The organism is Microbacterium sp. CJ77, assembly GCF_002911615.1.
GTDB lineage: Bacteria > Actinomycetota > Actinomycetes > Actinomycetales > Microbacteriaceae > Microbacterium.
Genome location: NZ_PQBR01000006.1, coordinates 657,285 through 681,260, shown reverse-complemented (window position 1 = coordinate 681,260; position 23,976 = coordinate 657,285). Strand labels below are relative to the sequence as shown.

The following is a 23,976-nucleotide window of genomic DNA, read 5'->3' as shown; positions in this document are numbered from 1 at the left end:
CGGCGTCATCGCGCGTCAAGGAACAGCGCACGCGGGGAGCGCATCGAGGTCCCCGCCGTCGCGAACGGCGTCGAGCGCGGTGATCGCATCATCGAGCTCGGCCACCGAGAACACGCGCAGGCCGGACGGGATGTGCCCCACGACCTCGTCGCAGTTCGCCGCCGGCGCCAGGAAGTACTCCGCCCCCGCTCCCCGTGCTCCGTAGAGCTTCTGTCGGATGCCGCCGATCGGGCCGACGACGCCGTCCGCCGTGATCGTTCCGGTGCCGGCCACCTGGCGCCCGCCGTTCAGCTCGTCGGGGGTCATGGTGTCGATGATGCCGAGGGCGAACATCAGGCCGGCGCTCGGTCCGCCCACGTTGTCGAGCTGGATCGTGACCTGGACCGGGAAGTCGTAGTCGAGGATCGTGGACACGCCGATCTGCCAGGCGGAATCGTCCTCGCTGTAGACGGGACTCACCTCGACGGTCTGCTCGGCGCCGCCGCGCTCGATCGTCAGAGCGACGGGCGCCCCGTCCCCCTGCTGAATGATGTCGCGCAGTTGTGTGACGTCGCTGATGGGCTGCCCGTTCGCGGCGGTGACGACGTCGTCCGCCCGGAGCACACCCTCGGCCGGAGAACCCTCGGGCAGCGAGTGGATCCGTACGCGCGAGTCGACCTCGTATCCGAGTTCGCGCAGCGCCGCCACGGTGGCCTCGTGCTGCGAGTCCACCATCAGCTGCGCGTTCTGCTCAGTGCGCTGCTCGCTCGTCTGGCCCGCGGGGAACACCGAGTCGAGCGGGACGACGGCTCGGGAGCGGTCGAACCAGGCCCCGATGAGCTCGAGCCACGTGGGGGTCCGCTCGCGATTCCCCACCACCTGGACGGTCGTCAGGTCGAGCGCGCCCGTGGTGTCGAACGTCTCGGCGCCCTCCACCTCGATGAGCGGAACGGCGGTCCCGTCCGCGCCGGTAGCCGTCCCGAGCGTGTTGTACACGGGTCCGGGCTGTTGGATCACGTATCCGGTGGGCAGGAACGTCAGGGCCGCCAGGCACACAAGGGCAACCGCGAGCGCGATGATGCCGACCCGGGTCGACCGCCGCAGCGGCGGTCGCTGCGCGGGCACGACCTGGAGGTTCTCGTCGAACAGCGCCACGGTGGGACCTTTCTTCGCTCGCCCGGGAGGGAGCGGGACTTCGGGCGCCGTTCGCGAACGGCGTAAGCAATGCGGGCTCGACCCCGGCGGGGTCACAGTCGGCTGCGACTAGCGTAGAACCACCCACCCGAACGACGCTGAAAGGCGGCTGAAGTGCCTGGCGACGAGAACCCCGAGGAAGACTTCGAAGAGCTCCTGCGTCGCATGCTGGGCGGCGGCGGGCAGATCGATCCCGCTCAGTTCGAACGGCTCACCGGCATGCCGCTGGACCCCGCCATGATGGCCATGGTTCAGCAGCAGTTGCGCGGCGCGATGGCGGCCGGGGACGGCATCCCGTGGGGTGTCGCGGAGCAGCAGGCACTGCAGCTCGCCCGGAGCGGCGGGCTGAGCGTGACCGATGGCGACCGCGTCGACCTGGACGGTGCGCTGACGCTCGCGAACCTGTGGCTGAGCGAGGCGACCGTCATCTCGGACCTCGCGCAGAGCCCCCGCATCATGACGCGTGCCGAGTGGGTCACCGCGACGCTTCCCGTCTGGCAGGAGTTCGCCGAACCCGTCGCGACGAGCATCACGGATGCCTTGACGCGCACCCTTGCCGAGCAGGCACCGGAAGAGCTCAAGCCGCTGCTGCAGGGCGCCGGCAAGGTCATGCGCTCACTCGGCGGTTCGCTCTTCGCGACCCAGCTCGGCCAGGTCGTCGGTCAGCTCTCGACCGAGGTGATCAGCGGCGGCGACGTCGGCATCCCCGTGATGCCCGCCGGTGAGGCGGCGATCCTGCCGCAGAACTTCGCCGATTTCGGTCGCGACCTCGACATCGCCGAGGATCAGCTCGCGCTGGCCGCGGCGGTGCGCGAGCTCGCCCACGCCCGTCTCTTCCGCCACGCGAAGTGGCTGCGCCTGCACGTCCTGTCGCAGGTGACCGAGTTCGCCCGCGGCATCGACGTCGACACGGACGCACTGGAGGACCTCGCGTCGCGCTTCGACCCCTCGCGCCCGGACGAACTGCGGACGGCGCTCGAGAGCGGCGCCCTGCTGCCCGAGCACACCGAGGCCCAGCGGGCCGCCCTGTCCCGTCTCGAGAACCTGCTCGCGACCGTCGAGGGTTGGGTCGACGTCGTCACGGAAGATGCGACGGCGCGCCTGCCCAAGGCCGCCGCGATCGCCGAGACCGTTCGCCGCCGCCGCGCCGCGGGCGGGCCCGCGGAGCAGGCGCTGGCCTCGCTCGTCGGGCTGGAGCTGCGGCCGCGGCGCCTGCGCGAAGCGGCGGCGATGTGGCGGGCCATCACGAATGCGGTCGGCGTGGAGGCACGCGATTCGCTATGGGACTACGCGGACTTCATGCCCACGTCGGAAGACATCGACGACCCCTCACGGATCATCGAGACGCTCCGTCGCCGCGCGCTCGGTGACGCGGCGCCCGAGGCGGAGCTCGACGAGCTGGACGACGCGATCGCCCGCATTCTGGCCGGTGAAGAATCGGCCGATCCGCGCTCGGACCCCGACGCGGGGCCGGACGAGCAATCCGAGGACGGCACGAACCCCGAGCGCTGAGGTGGCGACGGGGGCCGACACCGCCCGTCCTCCACAGGGCTCCCCGACCGTCACCTGTCGCCGCACCCTGTGGAATCTCGCGGCCGGACTCGACCCAGACGACACAATCGCGGAATGACCGTGATGCTTCGCCTCGATCCGACCCGTACCCCGCTGTGGCGCGATGCGACCACGATGCAGCTCGGTGAACACGCTCAGACGCGGTTGACGGATGTCTCACCCTGGCAGGAGCGGCTGCTGTTCGAGCTCACCCGGGGTCTGCCCGAGTCGGGTCTCGACGTGTGGGCGGACCTCAAGCGGGTTCACCCGCGAGAGGTCCGCGCTTTTCTCGCCCGTCTGGGCGACGCGCTGACACGCACCGACCTCGAGAGCCGGAGCGCGCCGGGCGGCATCCTGCTCGAGGCGCCGCGGGGCGGCTCGAGCGATCCGGTCGTCGTCGCCATGCGGATGGCGCTGGAAGCGTCCGGGTACTCGGTCACGGTCGTCGAAGAAGCGGACCCCGGCGAACACGATCGCGCCGCGGCCGAGGCATCCGGTGCGGATCTCGTCGTCCTTGTCGCCCGACACGTCCTCGACCCGCGGCGGGCATCGCCGCACCTGCGCGCCGATCGCGTTCACCTGCCCGTTCTGGTCGGCGGAGCCGGGATCGTCGTCGGCCCCCTCATCGTGCCCGGCGTGACGGCTTGCATCACCTGCCTGCACCTCGAACGCCGCGACGCCGATCGCGCCTGGCCGATGCTCGCCCTCCAGCTGCTCTCGGCCGGAGCGCCCGTGCCCGCGCCCGAACTCGTCCACGAGAGCGCGGCCGCACTGGTCCGAATCCTCGCGGACCCCGGCGGCGCGGAGGGATGTTCGGTGACGCTTACCGCGGGGGGCGAGCGCCGACGGATGACGCACCGGCCGCACGATGAGTGCGGATGCCGAGCTCCTGAAGGAAACGTGACGGCTCCCGCTCAGCTCTCCCGTTCCCGGCAGACCACGACAACGAGACAGACCGCCGTGCCCGCGTGATCGCGACGTACAGCAGCCGGCGTTCCTCGTCGATCTGCTCGAGCCCGCGCGCGTACGAGATCGGCAACAGACCCTCCGACAGTCCGATCACGTGCACATGGTCCCACTCGAGACCCTTGGCCGCGTGAATCGTCGCGAGCGTCACGGTACGCAGCCCCGGATCGTGCTGGTCCCGGGCGCGCGCCTGCAGGTCATCCGTGAAAGCACGCAGGGTCGTCCCCGGCGGCGCGTTCTCGGCCAGGCGCAGCAGCGTCGCGCGTGCCTCCCACGCGTCGCGCAGCGCACCGCCGGCCGGGGGCGGGGTCTCGGTGTAGCCACGGGAGCGCAGCAGATCACGGACGACGGGCACGAGGTCACCGGAACCGCCCGCGACGGACTCACCCCGCAGCACGAGCACGGCGTCGCGCACCTCGGGCAGCTCGAAGAACCGCTTACCGCCGAGCACCGTCGCGGCGATGTCGTGGGCGGCGAGCGCGCGCTGCAGAGCCGCCGATTGCGAATGCGCCCGGTAGAGCACGGCGAATCCCTCGGGGGTCTCGCCGCCGTCGAGGCGCCGTTTGATGTTCCGTGCGACCGCCGTCGCCTCGGCATCGTCGTCGGGATGCATGGCCGTCGTCGCCGGCGGCCGTGCCTGCGTCTCCGGTGTGTTCGGACGCGGTGTGCTCGAACGCGGTGTGTTCGAACGCGGTGTGTTCGAACGTGCCGCGGGCGCGCTCGGGGCATATGAACTCGATGCCGCGTCGGCTTCGCCCCCACGGCTTCCCGCCTCGGAGCCCGCCGCGACCAGCTCGAGGGCGCCCGGACGACCGCGCATCAGGGCATTCGCGGTCGCGAGGACGGGCGGTTCGGAGCGGTAGTTGCGCTCGAGACGCACCATCAGGGCACCGGGGTGGTGCCGCTCGAAGTCGAGCAGGAACCGCGGATCGGCTCCGGCGAAGGAGTAGATCGTCTGGCTCGCGTCACCGACGACGCACAGGTCGTTGCGCTCGCCCAGCCAGAGTCCGAGCAGTCGCTCTTGGAGCGGCGACACATCCTGATACTCGTCGACCGTGAAGTGCCGGTACTGCTCGCGCACCGCTCGCGCGACGCGCGGCTCGGACTCGATCATTCCCGCGCAGGCGAGCAGGATGTCTTCGAAGTCGAGCTGCCGCCGCTCGTCCTTGAGCTTCTCGTAGGCCTCGTGCAGCGCGACGACGGCGTCGGGGCTGAGGCGTCCGAGACCCGGACGGCCCGCGCGCGCGTAGTCCTCGATCGTGCGGAGCGTGACCTTGCGCCACTCGATCTCGGACGCCACGTCGCGCAGTGTCGCCCCGTCGAGGGTGAGGCGGAGTCCGCTTGCCGCGTCCGACAGCGCGCGCACCTTGTTCGACAGGACGGGCGGCGCAGACTCGCCCCCCGCGACGGTCGGCCAGAAGTAGTTGAGCTGTGCGAGCGCGGCCGCGTGGAACGTGCGCGCAGAGACGCCCTCGATGCCGAGCGAGCGCAGGCGTCCGCGCATCTCACCAGCCGCACGCGTCGTGAACGTGACCGCCATGACCCGCGAGGGAGAGTACATCCCGCTGTCGACGCCGTAGGCGATGCGGTGCGTGATCACGCGCGTCTTGCCCGAACCCGCCCCGGCGAGGACGCAGACGGGTCCGCGAACCGCGAGGACCGCCTCGCGCTGATGCTCGTCGAGGTCTCGCAGGGCGCGCTCGGCCCCCCCTGTGGGATCCGTCATCGATCCGTGACCCGTTCGAGCCAGCGCTCGATGAGCCCGCGCGAGATGGAGGATGCCCCGGGCAGAACCACGTCGCCATCACCCGCGAGCGCCCGCTCGATCTCGTCCGGTTCGAACCACCGCACATCGACGATCTCGGATCCATCGGGTCGCGCGGCCGCCGAGTCTTCGGTCGACGCGAGGTATCCGAGCATCAGCGAGCGCGGGTAGGGCCACGCCTGCGAGCCGACGTATTCGAGAGCCGAGATGCGCACGCCGGACTCTTCTTCGATCTCGCGCACGAGGGATTCCTCGGCCGACTCCCCCGCCTCGACGAACCCCGCGAAGCACGAGTAGCGCCCGGCTGGCCATGCGGCGTTCGACCCCAGCAGCAGGCGCTCGCCGTCGGTCACCGCGACGATCACGGCCGGGTCCGTGCGGGGAAAGTGCTCGCGTCCGCACGCGGGGCAATGCCGCGACCATCCGGCGTTCCGCAGTTCGGTGCGCGTGCCGCAGGCGGGGCAGAACGGAGCATCTTGGATCCAGCGCGCCAGGGACAGGGCCTCGACGAAGAAGGCTCCGTTCTCGGGGTCCAGCGTGCCACCCACGTCACGCAGCTCGACCCAGCCGCCCTCCGGCTCGAACGGTGCAGCATCCGCTTCGTCGTCCTCGATCAGCGCGAGCAGCACGGCGCCGAGCGCGTCGCGACCGAGGAACGCGACGATCGCGGCGGGCTCGAGTGTCGCGGCGGGGACCAGCACGAGCACGCCGGATGCGTCGAGGGGCGCGCGACCCCGTCGCAGCACGAGAACCCGCGCGTCGGGCTCGTCGGCGAGGACGGTCAGGGCATCCGCGAGATCACGATCGATGGCCGATCGGTCGATCGGAGAGACCGGGGGCGTGATCACCCTGGGCAAGCCCGGGACCGTCATGGATGACCTCTTTCGCGGGCGTGGCGCGGGTAGTGCGTGCGAGGACCGACCTACCCTGGGGGCATGACTGGCTCCCCTCTCACTTTAGCCGCGTCGGTGAGCGCAGCCCTGCCCGAGGCCGCGGTCGTCTCGGCGGCAGCTCTCTCGACCGGCGAGGGCGGCCGCTACGACAGCGCCGTCGTCGGGCTGGACGACGGATCGTCCGTCGTCGTGCGCGCGCCGGTGGATGCCTCTGCCGCCAGCGACCTCGCCACCGAGGCTCTCGCCCTGCGCGCCCTCACCCCGGGCGCCCGTGCCCTGCTGCCCTTCGTCGCACCCCGTCCGCTCGGCGAAGTCGCGCTCCCCGAGGGCCGTGCCCTGCTCACCGACATGGTTCCGGGCTACCGCGTCGAGGCGGGCGACCTGCCCGCGGGCCCCGGCGCCGCAACGTCGATCGGCATCGCGCTCGCGGCCCTGCATGCACTGCCCGCCTCCGTCGTTCGCGCCGAGGGACTCCCCGTCAAGTCCGCCGAAGAGGTCCGAGAAGCCGTCGTCGCGCTCATCGAACGCGCCGCATCGACGCGTCGGCTCCCCGTGGCGCTCGCCACACGCTGGCGGCGTGCCGCCGAAGACGAGGCGCTGTGGCGATTCGAACCGTGCGTCGTGCTCGGTGACGCGGTCGCTGCCTCTTTCCGCTTCGAGGATCGCGACGGGTTCCCGACCGTTTCCGGCCTGCTGGGCTGGAGCCGCTTCAGCGTCGGCGACCCGGCCGTCGACCTGCAATGGCTGGCCGCGGCTCCCGACGCCGCCGACGACGTGTATGCCGCGTATGTCTCCGCCGCGCACCGCTCGCCCGACCCGGATCTGCGCACCCGTGCCCGGCTCTACGCCGAGCTGGAGTTCGCGAAGTGGCTGCTCCACGGTCATGAACAGCGCCGCGAGGACGTCGTGGACGACGCGGTTGCGCTCCTCGACGCTCTCGTCGACGGACTCGGAGATGCCGCGACGCGCCTCGACCCGGTCGCCGTCGTGGGTGTGGACGATGCGATCGCCGTCCTCGCCGACACGCCCGTCACCAGGGCGGTCGCCGAGGACGATGGAAGCATCTCGATGCAGACCGACGCCTACGACCCGGCGATGGTGTCGCTGTTCGTGGCCGCAGCTCGCGCGCACGAGACCGGCGATGTCGGTGCACCGGCAGCCGCAGCCGAGCTCGCCGAGGACGCATCCCGTCACGACGTCCCCCCGCTGCCGGGCTCCTCGGACGTTTCGGCCGCCGAGATGGAGACCGCACCGATCGACGTGAGCGGCTGGGGCGACCTGCGTCAGAGCGTCGATTCGACGGACTCGGATGACGCTGCGGGCTCCGCCGATGCGGTGGCTCCGGCGGGCTCCGTCACCGATCCCGACGTCGTGCCGGATACGGATGTCCCAGACGAAGAGATCGAGGCAGCACGGGCCTCGCGTGCCGCGTTCCAGCGCTGGGCGAGGTCGGCCTCCGAGTAGACGCCGTCTCCGCGCAGGATCAGATCGTCGCCCACGTAGTACAGGACGACGTCGATCTGATCGAGGGGCACGCCCCGGGCCTTGTGGTAGGCCAGCCGGTACAGGGCGAGCTGCAGCATCCGCTCTTCGCGCTCCGCGGGCGAACGCGGCGGGCGACCCGTCTTCCAGTCGACGATCTCGATGCGTCCGTCGCGATCATCGCGGCGATACACGGCATCGAGCTTGCAGATGACGACGCGACCCGGGCCGCCCGCCTCGGGAAGGGCGAAGTCGATCTCGGTCTCCACCTCGAGAGGCCGCAGCGGACCCCACTCCGATCGCTCGAAGTTCGCGCGCAGGCGTTCGAGATCGGCCGCGTCCTCGACGGACGCTTCGGAGTCGGTCGGGTCGTCATCCCGCTCCCACAGCGCCTCGTCGATCGAGCCTCCAGCGCCGCTGCGCCCCGACCGTTGCTCGACCCAGGAGTGGAACAGCGTGCCCAGGCGCGTCTGCCGGTACGGTCGCTCCGGCATGGGGCGCGCGATCGCCGCCACGGTTCCCGTGTAGTCGGTGACGAAGTCCTTGAAGCGAGAGGCGGGGATGCGTGTCGGCGCCGCGTGCCGGGGGCCCTGCGCGCGCATGTCACGCTCGGCGAGCAGGCGCGCCAGCAACTCATCGGGTTCGGGATCGGCCCGCGTCGCCGCGTGCTCGACGCTCGCCGCCGCGGCGCGGACGATTGGCCCGCGCGCGCCGAGGGGATCGAGGGGCCACGAGAGCACCTGCCCGCCCCTCTCGAGATACGGGTTGTCGCCCGGGTCCGCGGGCTCGATCGGCGGCATCCCGAGCGCCTCGACAATCTCGACGAGGTAGGGGCTCGGGTCGCGGGGCTTGCTCTGCCCACCCCACTGCGAACCCGTCAGCAGCAGATCCGAACGGGCCCGGGTAACCGCGACGTACGCCAGCCGCCGCTCCTCTGCCTTCTGGTGATCGCGCACCCCGTCGCGGTAGGCGGCGATGGCCTTGCGCAGCGCGGCGCGGTCGGGGTCCGCACCGGGGCGCCAATCCAGCACCGGCAGCGCATCGCGGTCGCCGCGGAAGGCGTAGGGCAGAACACCGAATCCGAGCCATCCGGCCACCGACCGCGGGGCCTTGGGCAGTTCGTCCTGCACGAGCCGCACGACGGCCACCGCATCCCATTCGAGACCCTTCGAGCCGTGGACGGTCAGCAGCTGTACGACGCCGGGCTGGGGCGGCTCGGGACGCGGCATGAGCTCGTCGGTCTCTTCGGCATGGTCGAGCCAGGCGAGCAGGCTGCCGATCGAGCCGCGCTCGTCGGCCGTGAGAAATGCGCGCACCTCGTCGAGGAAGGCGCGCAGTTGTGCCGAGGCGACGCGCGCGGGCCCGCGGGTCTCGTTCGCGGCGAGCTCGATGTCGAGGCGCAGTTCGAGCTCGATCGTGCGGATCAGGTCGGGGATCGGCTGAGCCACCGCGCGCCGCAGCCGTCCGAGCATCTCGCCCGCCTCGCGCAGGCGGGCGCGGCCGGCGGGAGTGATTTCGGCGATGAGGCGGTAGTCGTCGCGCACGGTGCGGACGAACTCGAGGGCATCGACCAGCGAAGGCTGCTCGTCGGCACCGGCCGAGCCGCGCACGCGCGCGGCCAGCTCGGCCGGGAGCGGCGCGAGCGAACCGTCGCGCCTCGCGAGCGCGTCCGCCAGGGCATGCAGAGCCGCGAGGTCGGCCACACCGATCGCGAAACGCGGTCCCGACAGCAACCGGATCAACGACGACCCCTGCGAGGGGTCGTGCACCACCCGCAGCGCCGCGACGACGTCGACGACTTCGGGGGTCGTCAGCAGGCCGCCGAGCCCCAGGATGCGATGCGGCACGTCGTGCCGCGCCAGTGCCTCGGCGAAGGCGTTCATGTGCCTCTTGGTGCGGAACAGCACAGCCCCCGAGTGGGCACGGGGCGTGGCGGAGTCCGCCTGCGCCGCATCATGGTGGGCCCGCACGTCGACGAACCAGCGCGCGACCGCATCGGCCTCGTCGTCGATCGTCTTCTCGAAGCGGCACTGAACGCGCCCGTGGGCCGCACCGGGTCGAGCCCCCAGAGCACCGACCGGAACCCCGCGGTGCTCCGCGCCCGCGACGAGCCGGTTCGCGGCGGTCAGGATGCTCAGGTCGTTGCGCCAGCTGATCATCAGGCTGAATCGACCACATGCGGCTCGGTGCGCGAAGGCACCCGGGAAAGCGCCCAGGTTGTCGGCGGATGCCCCGCGCCAGCCGTAGATCGACTGGTTGGGGTCACCCACAGCCATCACCGCGGAGTCGCGGAAGACCTCGGCGAGCAGGCGTGTCTGGATCACGGACGTGTCCTGATACTCGTCGAGCAGCACGACGCGGTACTGCTCACGGAGGTGCTCGGCGACCTCGGGCGCACGCTCGATGATCTCGAGGGCCCCGGCGACCTGGTCGGCGAAGTCGAGCGTGTCCTCGGCGCGCTTACGGGTGGCGTAGTCGTCGACGAGGCCGGCGAGCACGGGAAGCCCGCTCATCGCCGCGTGGAATTTCTCGATGTCGCCGGGGTTCGCCAGGGCGGGGTTCGTCAGGGGCTCGAGCGCCGCGGCCCACTCGTCACCGAAGCGGGCCACGCTCGCGGCATCGACGCGGTTGTCGAGCAGTTCGCCCGCCAGCCGGTGCACGGCATCGACGACGCTCGCGAACGCCTCCCCCCGCTCCGACAGGCGTTCGTCCTCGGATGCCACGACCACCCGCCGCGCGAGCAACCACGACCCGGACTGGCTCATGAGCGCCGCATCCGGGTCGCGGCCGATCCGCGGGCCGTGCTCGCGCACGATCGCGTCGGCGAACGCATTGTAGGTCGAGACTCGAGGGCGCGACAGCAAGACCTCGCCCGCCGCATCCTCTTCCGGGGGAACGGCCGCGAGCGCCTCGGCGAGACCGTCGACGAAAGCCACCAGCTCGGCGCGGCGCGCACGCGGGGGCAGGGCACCCGCCCGTGCCCAGAACCCGGCGAGGGTGCCGTCCGCCGCGAGGGCATCGAGGTGCGGCAGCAGCCCACGCCGAGCGAACTCGTCGATGCCCGCGAGCCGCTGATCGATCCGTTCGGCGAGCTCGCCCGCGGCCTTGCGGGTGAACGTCAGCCCGAGCACCTCGTCGCGGCGCACGTGACCGTTCGCGACGAGCCACACGACCCGTCCCGACATCGTCTCGGTCTTGCCGCTGCCCGCCCCCGCGACGACCAGGGCAGGCGTGGGCGGTGCCTCGATGACGGCGCGCTGGTCGGGGGTGGGGCTGGGCAGACCCAGCGCCGCCGAGATGACGGGGGCCGAGAGGCCCATCCCGCCCGGCCAGACCGCGACGGGCGGCGCGGAGACATCCGGGGCGACGCTCCCGGTGCCCGTGGTGCTCGTGGTGCTCGTGGTGTCGGCGGACACGGCGGGTGGCGGCGTGGAGGTCACGAGGCCGACACCGCCTTGATCGTGTGGATGCGGCAGACGGCGAAGCGGTCCGTCGTGCAGTGCGTGTCGAGGTTCGCATCGAAACGGTCGGACGACATCCCCTCGGCCACGTCGATGATCGTGCGCAGGAACGACGTTCGCCGCGCGACATCCATCGGCGCCTGGCGCGCGAGTCTGTAGTGCGTGTTCTTGAGCGTCTTCGAGAGGACGAGCAGCCGCGCGCCCGCGTTCGCGGCGGGATCGGCGCCGGGCAGCAGCCCTTCCCACAGGGCGAGCTGGTAGGCCGCGAGCTGCGCGTCGTCCGCGACCTTCTCGTCGGTGAGCTTGTCTTCCGAACGGCCGGTCTTCAGGTCGACCACGACGACACGCTCGGCGACGCCCTCCTCCTTCGTCGGGTCGAGGGCCTCGCCGCGTCCCGAAGGGTAGACCTCGATGCGATCGACCGATCCGCTCAGCAGGGCGAGCCTGCGGTCCTCGGGCGGACCGTCCCCCACTCCCCCGCCACGCGGGGCTCCGTCTTCTCCGCCGTGCTCGGCTCCCCGTTCACCGTCCCGGATCGCCCAGACATCCGGCGCCGACTCCACGCCATCCGCACCACCGGCGACGGAATCCATGTCGATCGCGAGCCGGAAGCGCGCCTCTGCCCCCACGACACGGCCCTCTTCGCGGTGGAACCGCTCGAGGTACGCGTGCAGTCGATCGACCAGCAGCCCCGCCCACGCATGCTCTTTGCGGGCCATCCAGGGCGCCTCGAAGTCGAGTTCGCCCCAGCGCCCGTCCACGACCGCCTGCAGGGCAGCGCGATCGCCGCTCGGCACCTCTTCCATGGCGGCGTGCAGGATCGTCCCGACCCCGGCCGACCACGAACGGGTGTCCCCGCCGAGGGCGCGGATCGCCCAGTCCAGGCCGCAGGCGTCGAAAGCGTCGAGCTTGGAGGGCGACACGTGCACGGGTGATCGGGCCGGGTCGCGCAGGGGGCCGTTCGAGGATGCCTCGGCCATCCCGTACCACTGATGTGGCGCCGCGCCGGGCACGCCGGCCCGCGCGAGCACCACGAGCTGGCCCGCCGCGTGCGCGCGCACCGGCGCCGGGGCGACCGGGGTCGTCAGGGCTCGCCGGTGCTGCGCGACGAGTCCCCGCAGGGTCAGAGGATGCTCCACCGCACCGGTCGGATCGTCGCTCTCGTCGGGTTCGGGAAAGAAGCTCAGCAGGGGGCTGGGGCCGCGATCGTCGTCGTCGACCGCCGTAACGGCGAGCCGCGTACGGGCGCGGGAGACGGCCCGGACCAGCAGGCGCAACTCGTCGTGGAGCGCCGCGCGGCGGCGGTCGAGCGATCCCCCGTTGTCGGGTTCGGCGTGCGCCCCGGTCGAGCGATCCGGCGTGTGGCCCGATGCATCCGGTCCCCCGATGGCCAGTCCCTCGATGTCGGCCAGCCGCCACGTATCGAGCAGACCGCCCCGCAGGCGCACGTTCGGCCATACGCCGTCCTGCACACCCGCGATCACGACGCCCTCGAACTGCGTGCCGAGCGCGGCGGCGGGCGTCAGCAGCGCCACCGTCTCGGCGACATCGGGTGAGGTCAGCATGTCTTCGGGGACCTCGCTGTCGACCATGCGTCGCAGGAACGCTTCCGGTGCCTCGTCCGGCGACGTCTCGACGAAGCGCTTCGCCGCGTCGAAGAGTGCGACCAGAGCGTCGAGCGCGTGGCCGCTCTCGGCAGAGAGCGTGCCCGGCGTCGTGGCGAGTTCGTGCCACACACGGGCGAGGGGGCGGCCCCCGCCGTCCCGCGCACGATCCCACGCGATCCACAGCAGATCGTGCACCGTGGCACCGCGCTGCGCGTCGGCGTGCAGCACGCGCAGCGTCGTCGCGAGCCTCTCGGCCGCCCGCGCCTCGGGCGTGTCGAGCAGCGCGAGATCGAGCGGGTTCGCCATGGCCTCGTGCAGCAGCTCGCGCGCGGGACGTGTGCCACCGGCGGCGAGTTCGGCGTGGCGAAGACGCGCCCGGAGACGCCGCAGCCCCACCGCATCCAGTCCGCCGAACGGCGAGAGCAGCGCGGCGGACAGGGCTTCGGAATCGCGGATGTCGGGGGCGCTCATGCCGAGTCGCACGAGCTGAACGAGGTCACGCACGACGCCCTCGCTGCCCAGTGGACGCGGCAGGCTGGACGACCGCGTCGGCACCTCGCGGGCAGCCAGCTCGGCCTCGAGCTCGCCGACCTGACGGGTGTCGTGGGCGATCACGGCGAGCGCCGACCACGGGATCTCGTCGACGATGTGCCACTCACGCAGCACCCGCGCGATGCGGTCGATCTCTTCGTGCGGCGAGGGGGCGATCATCGTGCTCACGCGGGGGTCCGGCGGGAGTTCGGGCCCGGGCGCTCGGCGATGTTCGACACGCCCGGATGCCCCGATCGCGGTCGTCACCTCGCGCGCTATCCGCGCCAGCGCGGGCGTCGACCGGTGTTGGTCGTCGAGCACGTGCAGCGCACCGAGGGCGTCGCAGAGCCGCGCGAACAACTCGGGCGACGCACCGCGGAACGACCCGGAGCCGATGTCGGGATCACCGAACGCCAGCACCGCCACCCCGCGGGCCCGGAGTCCGCGCAGCATCGCCATGCCGCCGCGCGTGAGCTCTTGGGCATCGTCGACGAGCACGGCACGCAATCGAGCGGGGGGTCCGAGCAGAGCCTCGCCCGCCGCCCCCGAGGGCGCCGTCGCGAGGATCGCCGCGGCCTCGCGCAGCAGTTCGGCGGGATCGCGATGCTCGGCACGCATGGCGCCCACCGTGAAGCGGTAGTCGGTCACGAACTCCGCGGCCCCCACCCAGGCATCACGCCCGAGTCTGCGTCCCGCGGATGCCAGCTCGGCGGGCCCGATACCGCGTTCGGTGCACTCGGCGAGCAGTGCCCGCAACTCGGCGCGAAAGGTGCGCGATGCCCGGACGGCCGGACCGAGCGTGGCCGGCCACCGTGAGACGCCGCGCTCGGCATCCCGTTCGTCACCCGCGAGCAGTTCGGCGATGATGCGGTCCTGGTCGGGCGCCGTCAGCAGGCGCGGCGGCTCGCCGCCGCGCTGCACGGACACGCCGCGGACCAGCTGGAACGCAAAGGATGCCATCGAGCGGGCCAGCGGCCCCGGGGTCGCAACCCCGCCGACGAGCGCGAGCCGGTCGCGCAGTGCCGTCGCGGTCTGACGGGTGGGGGTCAGGACGAGCACTTCGTCCACACCCAGCCCGTCGCGCGCCCCCGCGGCCAGCAGGCGCGCCACGCGCGCCACCAGTGCCTCGGTCTTGCCCGTGCCCGGCCCGCCGATCACGACACCCGAGGCATCCGCCGGGAGCGCGACGACGTCGGCCTGTGCCGCGTCGAGGCCGTCCACCCAGCCGCTACCCGTACCCATCCCCCCACGCTAACGCGGCCCCCCGACACCGCCGTCCGGCAGCGCGCGCTCGACGCGTTCGCCCTCAGCGTGACCGACCCGGGCAGCCCTCACCCACCCGTGTCGTAGAGTTTCAGAGCAGTCGGGCGTCGTGCCCGGAGAGCAGAGAGGCAGTCACCCGTGGAGATTCGCATCGGCATCGCCAACACCGGCCGTGAGCTGAACTTCGAGACGTCCGAGTCCGCCGAGACCGTTCGTGCAGCCGTCGCGAAGGCACTCGACGCATCCGCCTCGCACGTGTCGTTCGCCGATTCCAAGGGCAATTCCTACATCGTCCCGACGGCCGCACTGGCGTATGTCGAGCTCGGCACCGAAGAGGCACGCCGCATCGGTTTCGTCGGCTGACATGCTGATCGTCCTCGCGCTGGTCGCCGCGGTCGCGATCGGTATGGCGCTGCACTTCGCCCTGCCGTTGCGCTCCACGCGGGGCGTCGCGCTCGGCCCCCTGCTGGACGCTGCGATCGCCGCGGTGATCTACACGAGCCTGACCTGGCTCGGCCTCGCCGAGAGCAACCCCTGGCTGTGGGTCGCGTCGATCGCCATCCCCGCCGTCGTCACCGGCGTCGTGCTCGCGGTGGTGTCGCGCGCCCGCGCCGCGCACGACGAGCGCGAGCGGATCCGCCTCAAGCTCGTCTGAAAGCTCGACGAGCCGCGCGCGTTCAGGCGTTCAGGCCGACCGCATCCATCCGTCGCGAGTGGGCGGCCATGAGTTCGGTGAACACCGGTTCGACCTTTTCTTCGGCGGCGCGGTCGAGTCCGACGGAGGTCGTGAGCGCTGCCCGCGCGACGAGCAGGGTGTCGCCCACCAGGCGCCGTCCCCACATCGACAGCAGCGAACGCCATTCCTCGTCGCTCGAGATCGTCGCCGCGATGATCTCGACGATCGCGCCGCGGTCGTCATCCGCCTCGAGGATCACGGACACGCGTCGCCCGGTGTCCCCGTACGTCGATGCGAGCGCGTGATAGAAATCGTCGAGCAGGCCCGCGGTCAGATGCACGCTGAGCAGGGTCTCCATCGGACGTTCGCCATGCGTGACGCGCCGGAACGCGTCGAGCTGCTCACGGAACGGCAGCATCACGGTCGTCGGGTCCTCGTCCCGCTCGCGGATGAGCGCGACGATCGCCTGATGTTTGGTCAGCGCGGCGCCGGCGGCGCGTGACAGCGCCTCTTTCTGCGCCAACTCGGGGGTGGACGTGATCAGCTGCGTCAGGGTCTCGAAGTATCCGAGCTGCAGGTAGGCGGCCTGACCCAGGAAGGTCTGCACGTCGGGCGCGAGCTCGGAGAAGTCGACCCGGGTCGCGCCGGATGTGTCACCCCGGGATCGGAGGGTCAGCACGCGACGCGGCGTGCGCCGCCGGCGCAACCAATTGAACACGGGATCAGCCTAGCCGCGGGCGAGGGTGGCCGTTGGGGGCGGCGGAAGAGTCGCGCCGCGGAGCCTCGGGTAGGCTGGGACTCGTCCCGGCGTCGGATCGGGACCCCGCGCCTGTGGCTGAGTGAAGGGCGTGGATCACCCTTCTTCCCCTCCGGGGGCAAGTACCCAGGCAGCATCTCACTGCCGGACAGGCTCATATTGTGACGACCTTCGCCGAACTCGGTGTCGATCAAGACATCGTCGACGCTCTCGCTTCGAAGGGCATCGTGGATGCCTTCCCGATCCAGGAGCAGACGATCCCCCTCGGACTCCCCGGGCAAGACATCATCGGGCAGGCCAAGACCGGCACCGGGAAGACCTTCGGCTTCGGCATCCCCGTCGTCCAGCGTCTCGGACTCGACCCCTCACCGGGCGTGAAGGCCCTCATCGTCGTCCCGACGCGGGAGCTGGCCGTCCAGGTCTATGAAGACATGGACATGCTCACCTCGAACCGCTCCACGAGCGTCGTCGCGATCTACGGCGGCAAGGCGTACGAGGGGCAGATCGACCAGCTGAAGGCCGGCGCGCAGATCGTCGTCGGAACCCCGGGTCGCCTGATCGACCTCAACAACCAGCGTCTGCTCGACCTCTCGAACGCGACCGAGGTCGTACTCGACGAGGCCGACAAGATGCTCGATCTCGGCTTCCTGCCCGACATCGAGAAGATCATCACCAAGGTCTCGCAGATCCGTCACACCCAGCTGTTCTCGGCCACGATGCCCGGGCCGATCGTCGCGCTCGCGCGTCGCTTCATGTCGAACCCGATCCACATCCGCGCGACCGACCCCGACGAGGGCCTGACGCAGGCGAACATCAAGCACCTCGTCTACCGCGCGCACTCGCTCGACAAGGACGAGGTCATCGCCCGCATCCTGCAGGCCGAGGGCCGCGGCAAGACCGTGATCTTCACGCGCACCAAGCGCGCCGCACAGCGCCTGTCGGACGAGCTCGGCGACCGCGGCTTCAACACCGCGTCGGTGCACGGCGACATGAGCCAGGAGGCGCGCGAGCGTTCGATGGCCGCATTCAAGGCCGGCAAGAAGGATGTCTTGATCGCGACGGACGTCGCCGCCCGCGGTATCGACGTCGATGACGTCACGCATGTCATCAACCACACGATCCCCGACGACGAGAAGACCTACCTGCACCGCGCCGGTCGCACGGGTCGCGCCGGCAAGACGGGCATCGCGGTCACGTTCGTCGACTGGGACGACCTGCACAAGTGGGCGCTCATCAACCGCGCCCTGGAGTTCGGCCAGCCCGAGCCGACCGAGACGTACTCGTCCAGCCCGCACCTGTTCACCGACCTCGACATCCCCACGGGAACGAAGGGTCGTCTTTCGACCGCACCGCGCACGGCGGCCGTCAAGACGCAGGAGCCCGCGCGGGAGCGTTCCGGAGCGCCCGCGGGTGACCGTCCGCGTCGTTCACGCTCTCGCTCGCGTTCGGGTGGGAGCGGCGAGGGCACGGCAGCGGCCTCGCCGAACGTTCCCGCCGATGGCTCGGGTTCCGGTTCCGACGCCCCTCGCACGGAGGGCGGCGGAACGCACGACGGAGGCGGCAGCGAGCACCACGATGGCCGCCCCGCGCCGTCGCGCCGCCGCCGTCGCCGCCGCTCGGGTGGTTCGTCCGGAGCCCCGACCGCTCCCACCGCGTAACCCGCGTGCACCGCTGACGGCACGGGATTCGCCATTCGGACCCGATCGAGCCCCCGTGAGAGGGCCTCACCCGCTATCTTGAGCGGTGGCGCCCGTAGGCGCCGATCATCCGATTGAAAGGCACACCCGTGCGCATCTTCACCGAGGCTGTCACTCCCATCAGCTACGAGTACCAGGGCTTCTGGGGTTCTTTCTGGGACCTCATCTGGTGGTTCTTGGCCATCTTCATCTTCTTCGCCTACCTGATGGTCCTGTTCTCGATCATCACCGACCTGTTCCGCGACCACAAGCTCAGCGGGTGGTGGAAGGCCGTCTGGATCATCGTCCTCCTCCTCACCAACTGGCTCGGCGCGCTGATCTACCTCATCGTCCGCGGTCGGGGTATGGGTGAGCGGAGCGCCGCGCAGGCCCAGGCCTTCGAGCGCGCGCAGCAGGACTACATCAAGCAGGCCGCCGGAACGAGCCCCGCCGACGAGATCGCCAAGGCGAAGTCGCTCCTCGACGCCGGCACGATCACGCAGGCCGAGTACGACCAGATCAAGTCCAAGGCGCTTTCCTGAATCGCCCGACCCGATCGCGAGCGGCCCCCGTCCTTTCCGGACGGGGGCCGCTTCGTCATATTCCGGGACTCCTCACACCACGTCGGCGGCCGTTTTCGACATCCGCGACGTCCGTCGGCTGCGCGGATGCCGCGAAGGCGCCGATGCGTTGCAGGGCTCGTTCACCGTCCGAAGCGAAGCGGGGCAACGCGTCGCGTCACGGCTCGTCGGACCCGGGCGTCAGGGGTACACGGGTGCGATGCCGGAGCCGAGCGCGATGATGCGCTCGACCATCTCGTCGGAGGTCGTGTTCTCGCCCGGCAGATTCGGCTTGCCGAGGCCGTGGTAGTCGCTCGACCCCGTCACGATCAGATCGCGCCGCGCGACGACGTCCCGGAGCACCTCGATGCCAGCCGGGGTGTTCTCGCGGTGGCCGAGCTCGAAGCCCGCCAACCCCGCATCGATCAGCTGCTCGAGATAGGGAACGGGCATCATCCGTCCCCGACCGGCCGTGGTGGGATGCGCGACGATCGGCACCCCGCCCGCGGCGACGACCAGTCGCACGGCCGACAGGGGGTCGGGCGCGTAGTGCGGTTCGTAGTAGCCCTCGCGCGGGTGGAGGATCCCCGCGAACGCCTCGGAGCGGTCGAGGGCGAAGCCGCGCGCGACGAGCGCGTCGGCGATGTGCGGACGACCCACGGTGGCGCCATCGGATGTCTGGGCGACGACGTCCGCCCACGACAGGTCGTAGTCGCGCGAGATGTTGCGGACGATGCGTTCGGCCCGGCCCATCCGGTCATCGCGGATGCGTTCCATCTCGGCCCGGAGGGCAGGGTTGTCGGGATCGAACAGGTAGGCGAGCAGGTGAACGCTCCGCCACTCGTGCTTGGCGCTCAATTCCATGCCCGGGAGCAGCGTCATGCCGAGCGACGTGGTGGCCTCGGCGGCTTCCGCCCACCCGGCCGTCGTGTCGTGGTCGGTCAGCGCGATCGTCCGGAGCCCGTAGCGGTGCGCCGCGCGCACGACGGTCTCGGGCGGCTCGGTGCCGTCGGATCGCAGCGAGTGCAGGTGGAGGTCGCTCGGCCCCTCGAATCGCCGCACGACGTCCCGCTGCCCGTTCATCCCCCCGAGCGTACCCCCGGCGGGTTCCTGACGACCGGCGTCGTCGACGCCGCCGACGCTCACGTCCGTCGTTCTCCCAGCCACGACTCCTAGAGTCGAAAGGTGCTGCGCGTGCTCGGGATCCTCATCGCCGTGCTGTTCGCGATCGCGACAGCAGTGCTGACGTGGCCGTCCTTCTTCCGGGTCGAGCAGACGTTCCCCGTCGCGCAGATCGTGGCCTTCCGCTCGCTCGTCGCCGTCGCCTTCGCTCTCGCGACCGTCCTGATGCTGCTCCTCGCGATCGCACGCCCCCTTCGCGGTTTCGCCCTGTCGATGGCCCTGGTCGCCGTGATCGGCACCCTCGGCAACGGCGCGATCGTCGTGACGCGCGGCACGGGAACGACCGAGCTTCCGGCCGAGACGGCGACGAGCGTCCGCGTCATGACGTGGAACACGGCGGGCGAGGCGACGGATCCGGTATCCGTCGCGCAGACCGCCGTCGCGATGCAGGCGGACATCGTCTCCCTCCCCGAGACCACGATCGAATCCGGCGAGCAGATCGCGATCGCCATGCGCGAGCTCGGGCGCCCGATGTGGGCGCACCACGTCGAGTTCAGCACGGGCGTCGACACGTGGGATGCCCGGTCCACCACGCTGCTGATCTCGCCCGAGCTGGGCGACTACTCGGTCATCGAGTCCTCGCAAGACGGTTCGAGCAACACGGGCGTTCTGCCCAGCGCCGTGGCGATGCCGATCAACGGACAGGGACCGATCGTCGTCGCGGTGCACGCCGTCGCCCCCCGCGAGGACGACATGGAGCACTGGCGCACCGACCTCCGCTGGCTGGCCGATCAGTGCGCCACCGGAAACGTCATCATGGCCGGGGACTTCAACGCGACGATCGACCACATGGCACGGCTGGGCGTCGACGGCGGAACACTCGGGTACTGCCACGACGCGGCATCCGAATCCGGGAACGGCGGCGTCGGCACCTGGACCACGGACCTCCCGGCGCTCGCCGGCGCTCCGATCGACCACGTGCTGTCGACGCCGAACTGGAAGGCGACGGGATCGATCTTGCTGCGCTCGCTCGACGGTTCCGGCAGCGACCACCGCCCGCTGGTCGTCCAGCTCGAGCCCGCCGGCTGAGCCCGCGCCTGCGCCGCCCGAGGCCGCGCCTGCCTGAGCCCGCACAAGCCTGAGCCCGCACCTGCCGGAGCCCGCACCTGCCTGAGCCCGCACAAGCCTGTGCCCGCGCTTGTCTGAGCCCACACCTGCCGGAGCCCGCACAAGCGCAGTTGGGGCGTCCGGCGGACCTTGGGGCGCGGGATTCCGCGCCCCAAGGTCGCCCCGACGCCCCAACGCCCCAACCTCGGTCGCCCCGATGCCCCGACGCCCCGACCTCGGTTGGCGCGGGAGCGACCCGCGTTCGGCTCGGCGTCCCCCTCCCGCAAACCGCAGCGCGTGCGAGACTGGAAGGATGAGCGCGACGGGCGAAACGAACACGGTGACCGAAGAGGCTGCGCAGGATGACCGCGAGGCGCAGGCCAATGCGAATCGCCGCCAGCGATTCGGGCAGGGCTTCCTCGACACGATCCCGAACGGCTGGGCCGAACGGCCCGAGACCGCTCCCCCCGCCCGGCCGCAGGCATCCTTCGCCGCCGCCCGCCGTGCGGTGCTCTCGGCCGCGTTCCCCGGCAAGCGCCTGGTCGTTCCCGCCGGCGGCGTCGCCGTGCGCAGCAACGACACCGACTACCCGTTCCGCGCGCACTCGGCTTTCGCGCACCTGACCGGGTGGGAACGGGATGCCGAGCCCGACGCCGTCCTCGTCCTCGACCCCGTCGAGGGGGGTCACACGGCGACGCTGTACTTCCGCGAGCGCGCCGACCGCAACACGGCCGAGTTCTACGCGGACGCCTCGATCGGTGAGTTCTGGATCGGCCCGCGTCCGGCACTCGCCGGCGTCGCGGCCGATCTGGCCCTCGAAACGGCGCACCTGGACGGGTTCGAAGCATCCGATGACGACCTGGTGGTCGGCGACGACGAGGAGCTGACGCGCTACGTGTCGGAGTTGCGGCTCGTGAAGGACGCCTTCGAGATCGAGCAGATGCGCCTCGCGGTGCAGGTCACGGCCGACGGGTTCGACGACATCGTCCGCTCACTCCCCCGGATCGTCGCGCATCCCCGCGGCGAGCGCGTGGTCGAGGGCGTCTTCCACCTGCGCGCCCGGACCGACGGCAACTGGGAGGGCTACGACACGATCGCCGCGTCCGGTCCGCACGCGTGCTACCTGCACTGGACCCGCAACGACGGACCCGTCGTCCCCGGCGACCTCATGCTGGTCGACGCGGGCGTCGAGGTCGACAGCCTGTACACCGCCGACATCACCCGCACCCTGCCCGTCTCCGGCCGCTTCACCGAGGTGCAGCGCCGCGTCTACGAGGCCGTGCGCGAGGCGGCGGATGCTGCGCTGCGCGTCGCGCGGCCCGGTGCCCGTTTCCGCGAGGTGCACGAAGCGGCGATGGCCGTGATCGCCGCGCGGGTCGCCGAGTGGGGTCTGCTACCCGTAACGGCCGACGAGGCCCTCGCGCCCGAGACCGGCGGACAGCACCGGCGCTACATGGTCCACGGCACGAGCCACCACCTCGGAATCGACGTGCACGACTGCGCGCAGGCCCGTCGCGAGATGTACTACGACGGCGTGCTCGAGGCAGGCATGGTCTTCACGATCGAGCCGGGACTGTACTTCCAGATCGACGATCTGACGGTGCCCGAGGAGTATCGGGGCATCGGCGTACGGATCGAGGACGACATCCTCATGACCACTCAGGGGCCGGTCAATCTCTCGGCGGATATCCCGCGCACCGCCGACGACGTCGAGGCCTGGATGGCGCGGCTCGCTCCCCCGGCCTGACCCTCTGCCCAGCGGAGGAGATCTGCCGAAGGGAGGACGATTCGGCCCGACGACCCCCTCTGCTCGGCACGGGCCCTCGGCTCCGGCCGCGCTCAGAGCAGTCGAGCGCGGAGGAAGTCCGCGACGAGCGGGGCGAGACCCGCGCCGACCTCCTCGGCCGGGCGCTTCTGCCCCTTCACCTCGAATGAGTGCCCGCCGCCCTCGATCCAGGCGATCCGCGCATCCCGACACGACGTGACCGCGCGCTCGAGGCCCTCATGGGGCACGACGAACGGGTCGTTCGTCCCCTCGACGAACAGCTGAGGCACCTCGATCCGCGGCAGATGCTCCGCGCGTTCGCGCTCGGGATCGCCCGGCGGATGCAGCGGGTAGCCCAGGTAGACCAGCCCCGCAATGCCGAGCGGACGTTCCGCCTCGGCCATCGAGGCCATCCGTCCCCCGTACGACTTGCCGGCCGCCCAGAGCGGCTCGCCCACGGGCGCTTCCCCGCGCGCGCGATCCACGACCGCTCGCCAGGTGGCGATCGCATGCGCGGCGGGCCCCGGCATCCGTCGCCCCGCCTCGCGATACGGGAAGTTGAAGCGCAGCGTCGCGACGCCCGCGTGCGCCAGCGCGTCCGCGAAACCCACGAGGAACGGATGGTCGTAGCCCGCGCCCGCACCGTGCGCGACGATCAGGGTCGCCCAGGCCGCGGCCGGGCGGTGGGAGGCGACGCTGATCTCGGTCTCGCCGGCCGGCAGCGTGACCGACCAGCGCTCCACGCGGCCCGTTGCGGAGGAGATCTCGTCTTCGGAGGAAGGAGGAATCGACATCCGTCCTCCGAAGCGGGGATCTCCTCCGTTCACGATCCGTTGCGGGAGTCGGATCCGGGGCCGGCATCGCGATGCGGGTCGTCGGACGAGTCATCCGAGGCGTGGTCGGATGCTTCGGGACTCGCATCGCCGGACTCGACGGGCGAAGCCGCCACGGCGGGCTCGATCCGCTGACCGTACCGGGGCGGCTCTTCGGGTGCCACGGCTTCCACACGCTCGCCGTAGCGCGGGGGCGCGGCATCCGGGGGCAGCGGCGGTCGCTCACCCGGGGTCGCGGGGCCACCCGCCACGGGCGGCACGGGCGGCAGTGCAGCGGAGACGGGAGCGGGAGCGGATGCCGGGGCCCCACCCACGACGCCCAGCACCTGCCGCGCCTTCGCGAGGCTATCGCCCCCGACCGTGACCTCATAGTGGTCGGCGAGCACCTGCATGACGGAGGCGAAATCGCGGCGCCGACGGATGAACGAGTACGTGATGATGCTCAGGAGCATCCCGACGGCGACGCCGACGAAGAGCACGCCGACGAACGCCTGGATCGGCACGGACGGGCTGCCGAGCACGAGGATCGCCGAGAAGAACAGGCCGATGAGCAGGCCGTTGACGGCACCCGAACGCGCCGCGGTGGCGTATCCGAGACGTCCGGTCACCCGTTCGATCGAGCGCAGACCCTGACCGACGATCGCGATGTCGCGGGCGGGAACCTCACCCGCGATCAGCGCCGAGACGGCCTTCTGCGCTCCCTCGTAGGTCGGAAAGCTCGCGACGGTCTCGCCGACGGCCTCGGCGCGTTTGCCCGGGGGCGTGGGTCCCAACATGCTCATCCCGCC

Annotated in this window: 16 protein-coding genes; 7 read left to right on the top strand and 9 right to left on the bottom strand. The window is 71.3% G+C overall.

Annotation, left to right across the window (positions count from 1 at the left end):
* Positions 1-15: 15 nt before the first annotated feature.
* On the bottom strand, positions 16-1,134 hold the full coding sequence (locus tag C2868_RS03965; protein ID WP_100811254.1) for a PDZ domain-containing protein: 1,119 nt from the start codon (positions 1,132-1,134) through the stop codon (positions 16-18).
* A 204-nt stretch (positions 1,135-1,338) separates the two neighbouring features.
* Between C2868_RS03965 and C2868_RS03960 the strand changes: the two genes are divergently transcribed.
* Entirely contained in the window at positions 1,339-2,685 is a 1,347-nt protein-coding gene (locus C2868_RS03960) for a zinc-dependent metalloprotease (protein WP_100811404.1), read from the top strand.
* Positions 2,686-3,547: 862 nt separating this feature from the next.
* Here the strand turns inward: C2868_RS03960 and C2868_RS03950 are convergent.
* The 4 genes from C2868_RS03950 to C2868_RS03930 all read right to left on the bottom strand — a co-directional run bounded on the left by C2868_RS03950 (position 3,548) and on the right by C2868_RS03930 (position 14,671).
* Positions 3,548-5,416 (bottom strand): ATP-dependent helicase, encoded by a 1,869-nt coding sequence (locus C2868_RS03950; protein ID WP_100811255.1) that lies wholly within the window; start codon positions 5,414-5,416, stop codon positions 3,548-3,550.
* Positions 5,413-6,327: an NAD(+) diphosphatase gene (nudC, locus tag C2868_RS03945; RefSeq protein WP_100811256.1), complete on the bottom strand. Its 915-nt coding sequence runs from the start codon at positions 6,325-6,327 to the stop codon at positions 5,413-5,415. Before nudC ends, C2868_RS03950 begins: the two co-directional genes overlap by 4 nt.
* A gap of 1,304 nt (positions 6,328-7,631) precedes the next feature.
* A complete protein-coding gene (locus C2868_RS03935) occupies positions 7,632-11,150 on the bottom strand; it encodes an ATP-dependent DNA helicase (RefSeq protein ID WP_100811405.1) in 3,519 nt (1,172 codons plus the stop codon).
* Positions 11,151-11,266: 116 nt separating this feature from the next.
* The gene (locus C2868_RS03930) at positions 11,267-14,671 is read right to left on the bottom strand and encodes an ATP-dependent DNA helicase (RefSeq protein ID WP_103662984.1); all 3,405 of its coding nucleotides are present in this window, start codon (positions 14,669-14,671) and stop codon (positions 11,267-11,269) included.
* A gap of 159 nt (positions 14,672-14,830) precedes the next feature.
* Here C2868_RS03930 and C2868_RS03925 point away from each other — a divergent pair, with 159 nt between their 5' ends.
* Both C2868_RS03925 and C2868_RS03920 read left to right on the top strand, forming a co-directional pair.
* Positions 14,831-15,055, top strand: coding sequence for a DUF3107 domain-containing protein (locus C2868_RS03925; protein WP_100811258.1), 225 nt, complete (start codon positions 14,831-14,833; stop codon positions 15,053-15,055).
* A gap of 1 nt (position 15,056) precedes the next feature.
* Entirely contained in the window at positions 15,057-15,347 is a 291-nt protein-coding gene (locus tag C2868_RS03920) for a hypothetical protein (RefSeq protein WP_100811259.1), read from the top strand.
* Positions 15,348-15,369: 22 nt separating this feature from the next.
* Here the strand turns inward: C2868_RS03920 and C2868_RS03915 are convergent, their stop codons facing one another.
* Positions 15,370-16,086, bottom strand: coding sequence for a ferritin-like fold-containing protein (locus C2868_RS03915; protein WP_100811260.1), 717 nt, complete (start codon positions 16,084-16,086; stop codon positions 15,370-15,372).
* Positions 16,087-16,286: 200 nt separating this feature from the next.
* Here C2868_RS03915 and C2868_RS03910 point away from each other — a divergent pair, with 200 nt between their 5' ends.
* The gene (locus C2868_RS03910) at positions 16,287-17,783 is read left to right on the top strand and encodes a DEAD/DEAH box helicase (protein WP_100811261.1); all 1,497 of its coding nucleotides are present in this window, start codon (positions 16,287-16,289) and stop codon (positions 17,781-17,783) included.
* A 128-nt stretch (positions 17,784-17,911) separates the two neighbouring features.
* Positions 17,912-18,343 carry an SHOCT domain-containing protein gene (locus tag C2868_RS03905; RefSeq protein WP_232711214.1) on the top strand — a complete coding sequence of 144 codons (432 nt, stop codon included), beginning with the start codon at positions 17,912-17,914 and terminating at the stop codon, positions 18,341-18,343.
* A 219-nt stretch (positions 18,344-18,562) separates the two neighbouring features.
* Here the strand turns inward: C2868_RS03905 and C2868_RS03900 are convergent, their stop codons facing one another.
* Positions 18,563-19,444, bottom strand: a complete 882-nt coding sequence (locus tag C2868_RS03900) for a PHP domain-containing protein (protein ID WP_100811407.1) — start codon at positions 19,442-19,444, stop codon at positions 18,563-18,565.
* Between the two features lie 102 nt (positions 19,445-19,546).
* Here C2868_RS03900 and C2868_RS03895 point away from each other — a divergent pair, with 102 nt between their 5' ends.
* Both C2868_RS03895 and C2868_RS03890 read left to right on the top strand, forming a co-directional pair.
* Positions 19,547-20,572 (top strand): endonuclease/exonuclease/phosphatase family protein, encoded by a 1,026-nt coding sequence (locus tag C2868_RS03895; RefSeq protein ID WP_100811262.1) that lies wholly within the window; start codon positions 19,547-19,549, stop codon positions 20,570-20,572.
* 331 nt (positions 20,573-20,903) lie between these two features.
* Entirely contained in the window at positions 20,904-22,337 is a 1,434-nt protein-coding gene (locus C2868_RS03890; RefSeq protein ID WP_100811263.1) for an aminopeptidase P family protein, read from the top strand.
* Between the two features lie 92 nt (positions 22,338-22,429).
* Here the strand turns inward: C2868_RS03890 and C2868_RS03885 are convergent, their stop codons facing one another.
* A complete protein-coding gene (locus C2868_RS03885) occupies positions 22,430-23,149 on the bottom strand; it encodes an alpha/beta family hydrolase (RefSeq protein ID WP_232711215.1) in 720 nt (239 codons plus the stop codon).
* 29 nt (positions 23,150-23,178) lie between these two features.
* Positions 23,179-23,970 carry a general stress protein gene (locus C2868_RS17650; RefSeq protein WP_232711216.1) on the bottom strand — a complete coding sequence of 264 codons (792 nt, stop codon included), beginning with the start codon at positions 23,968-23,970 and terminating at the stop codon, positions 23,179-23,181.
* Between the last annotated feature and the right edge of the window lie 6 nt (positions 23,971-23,976).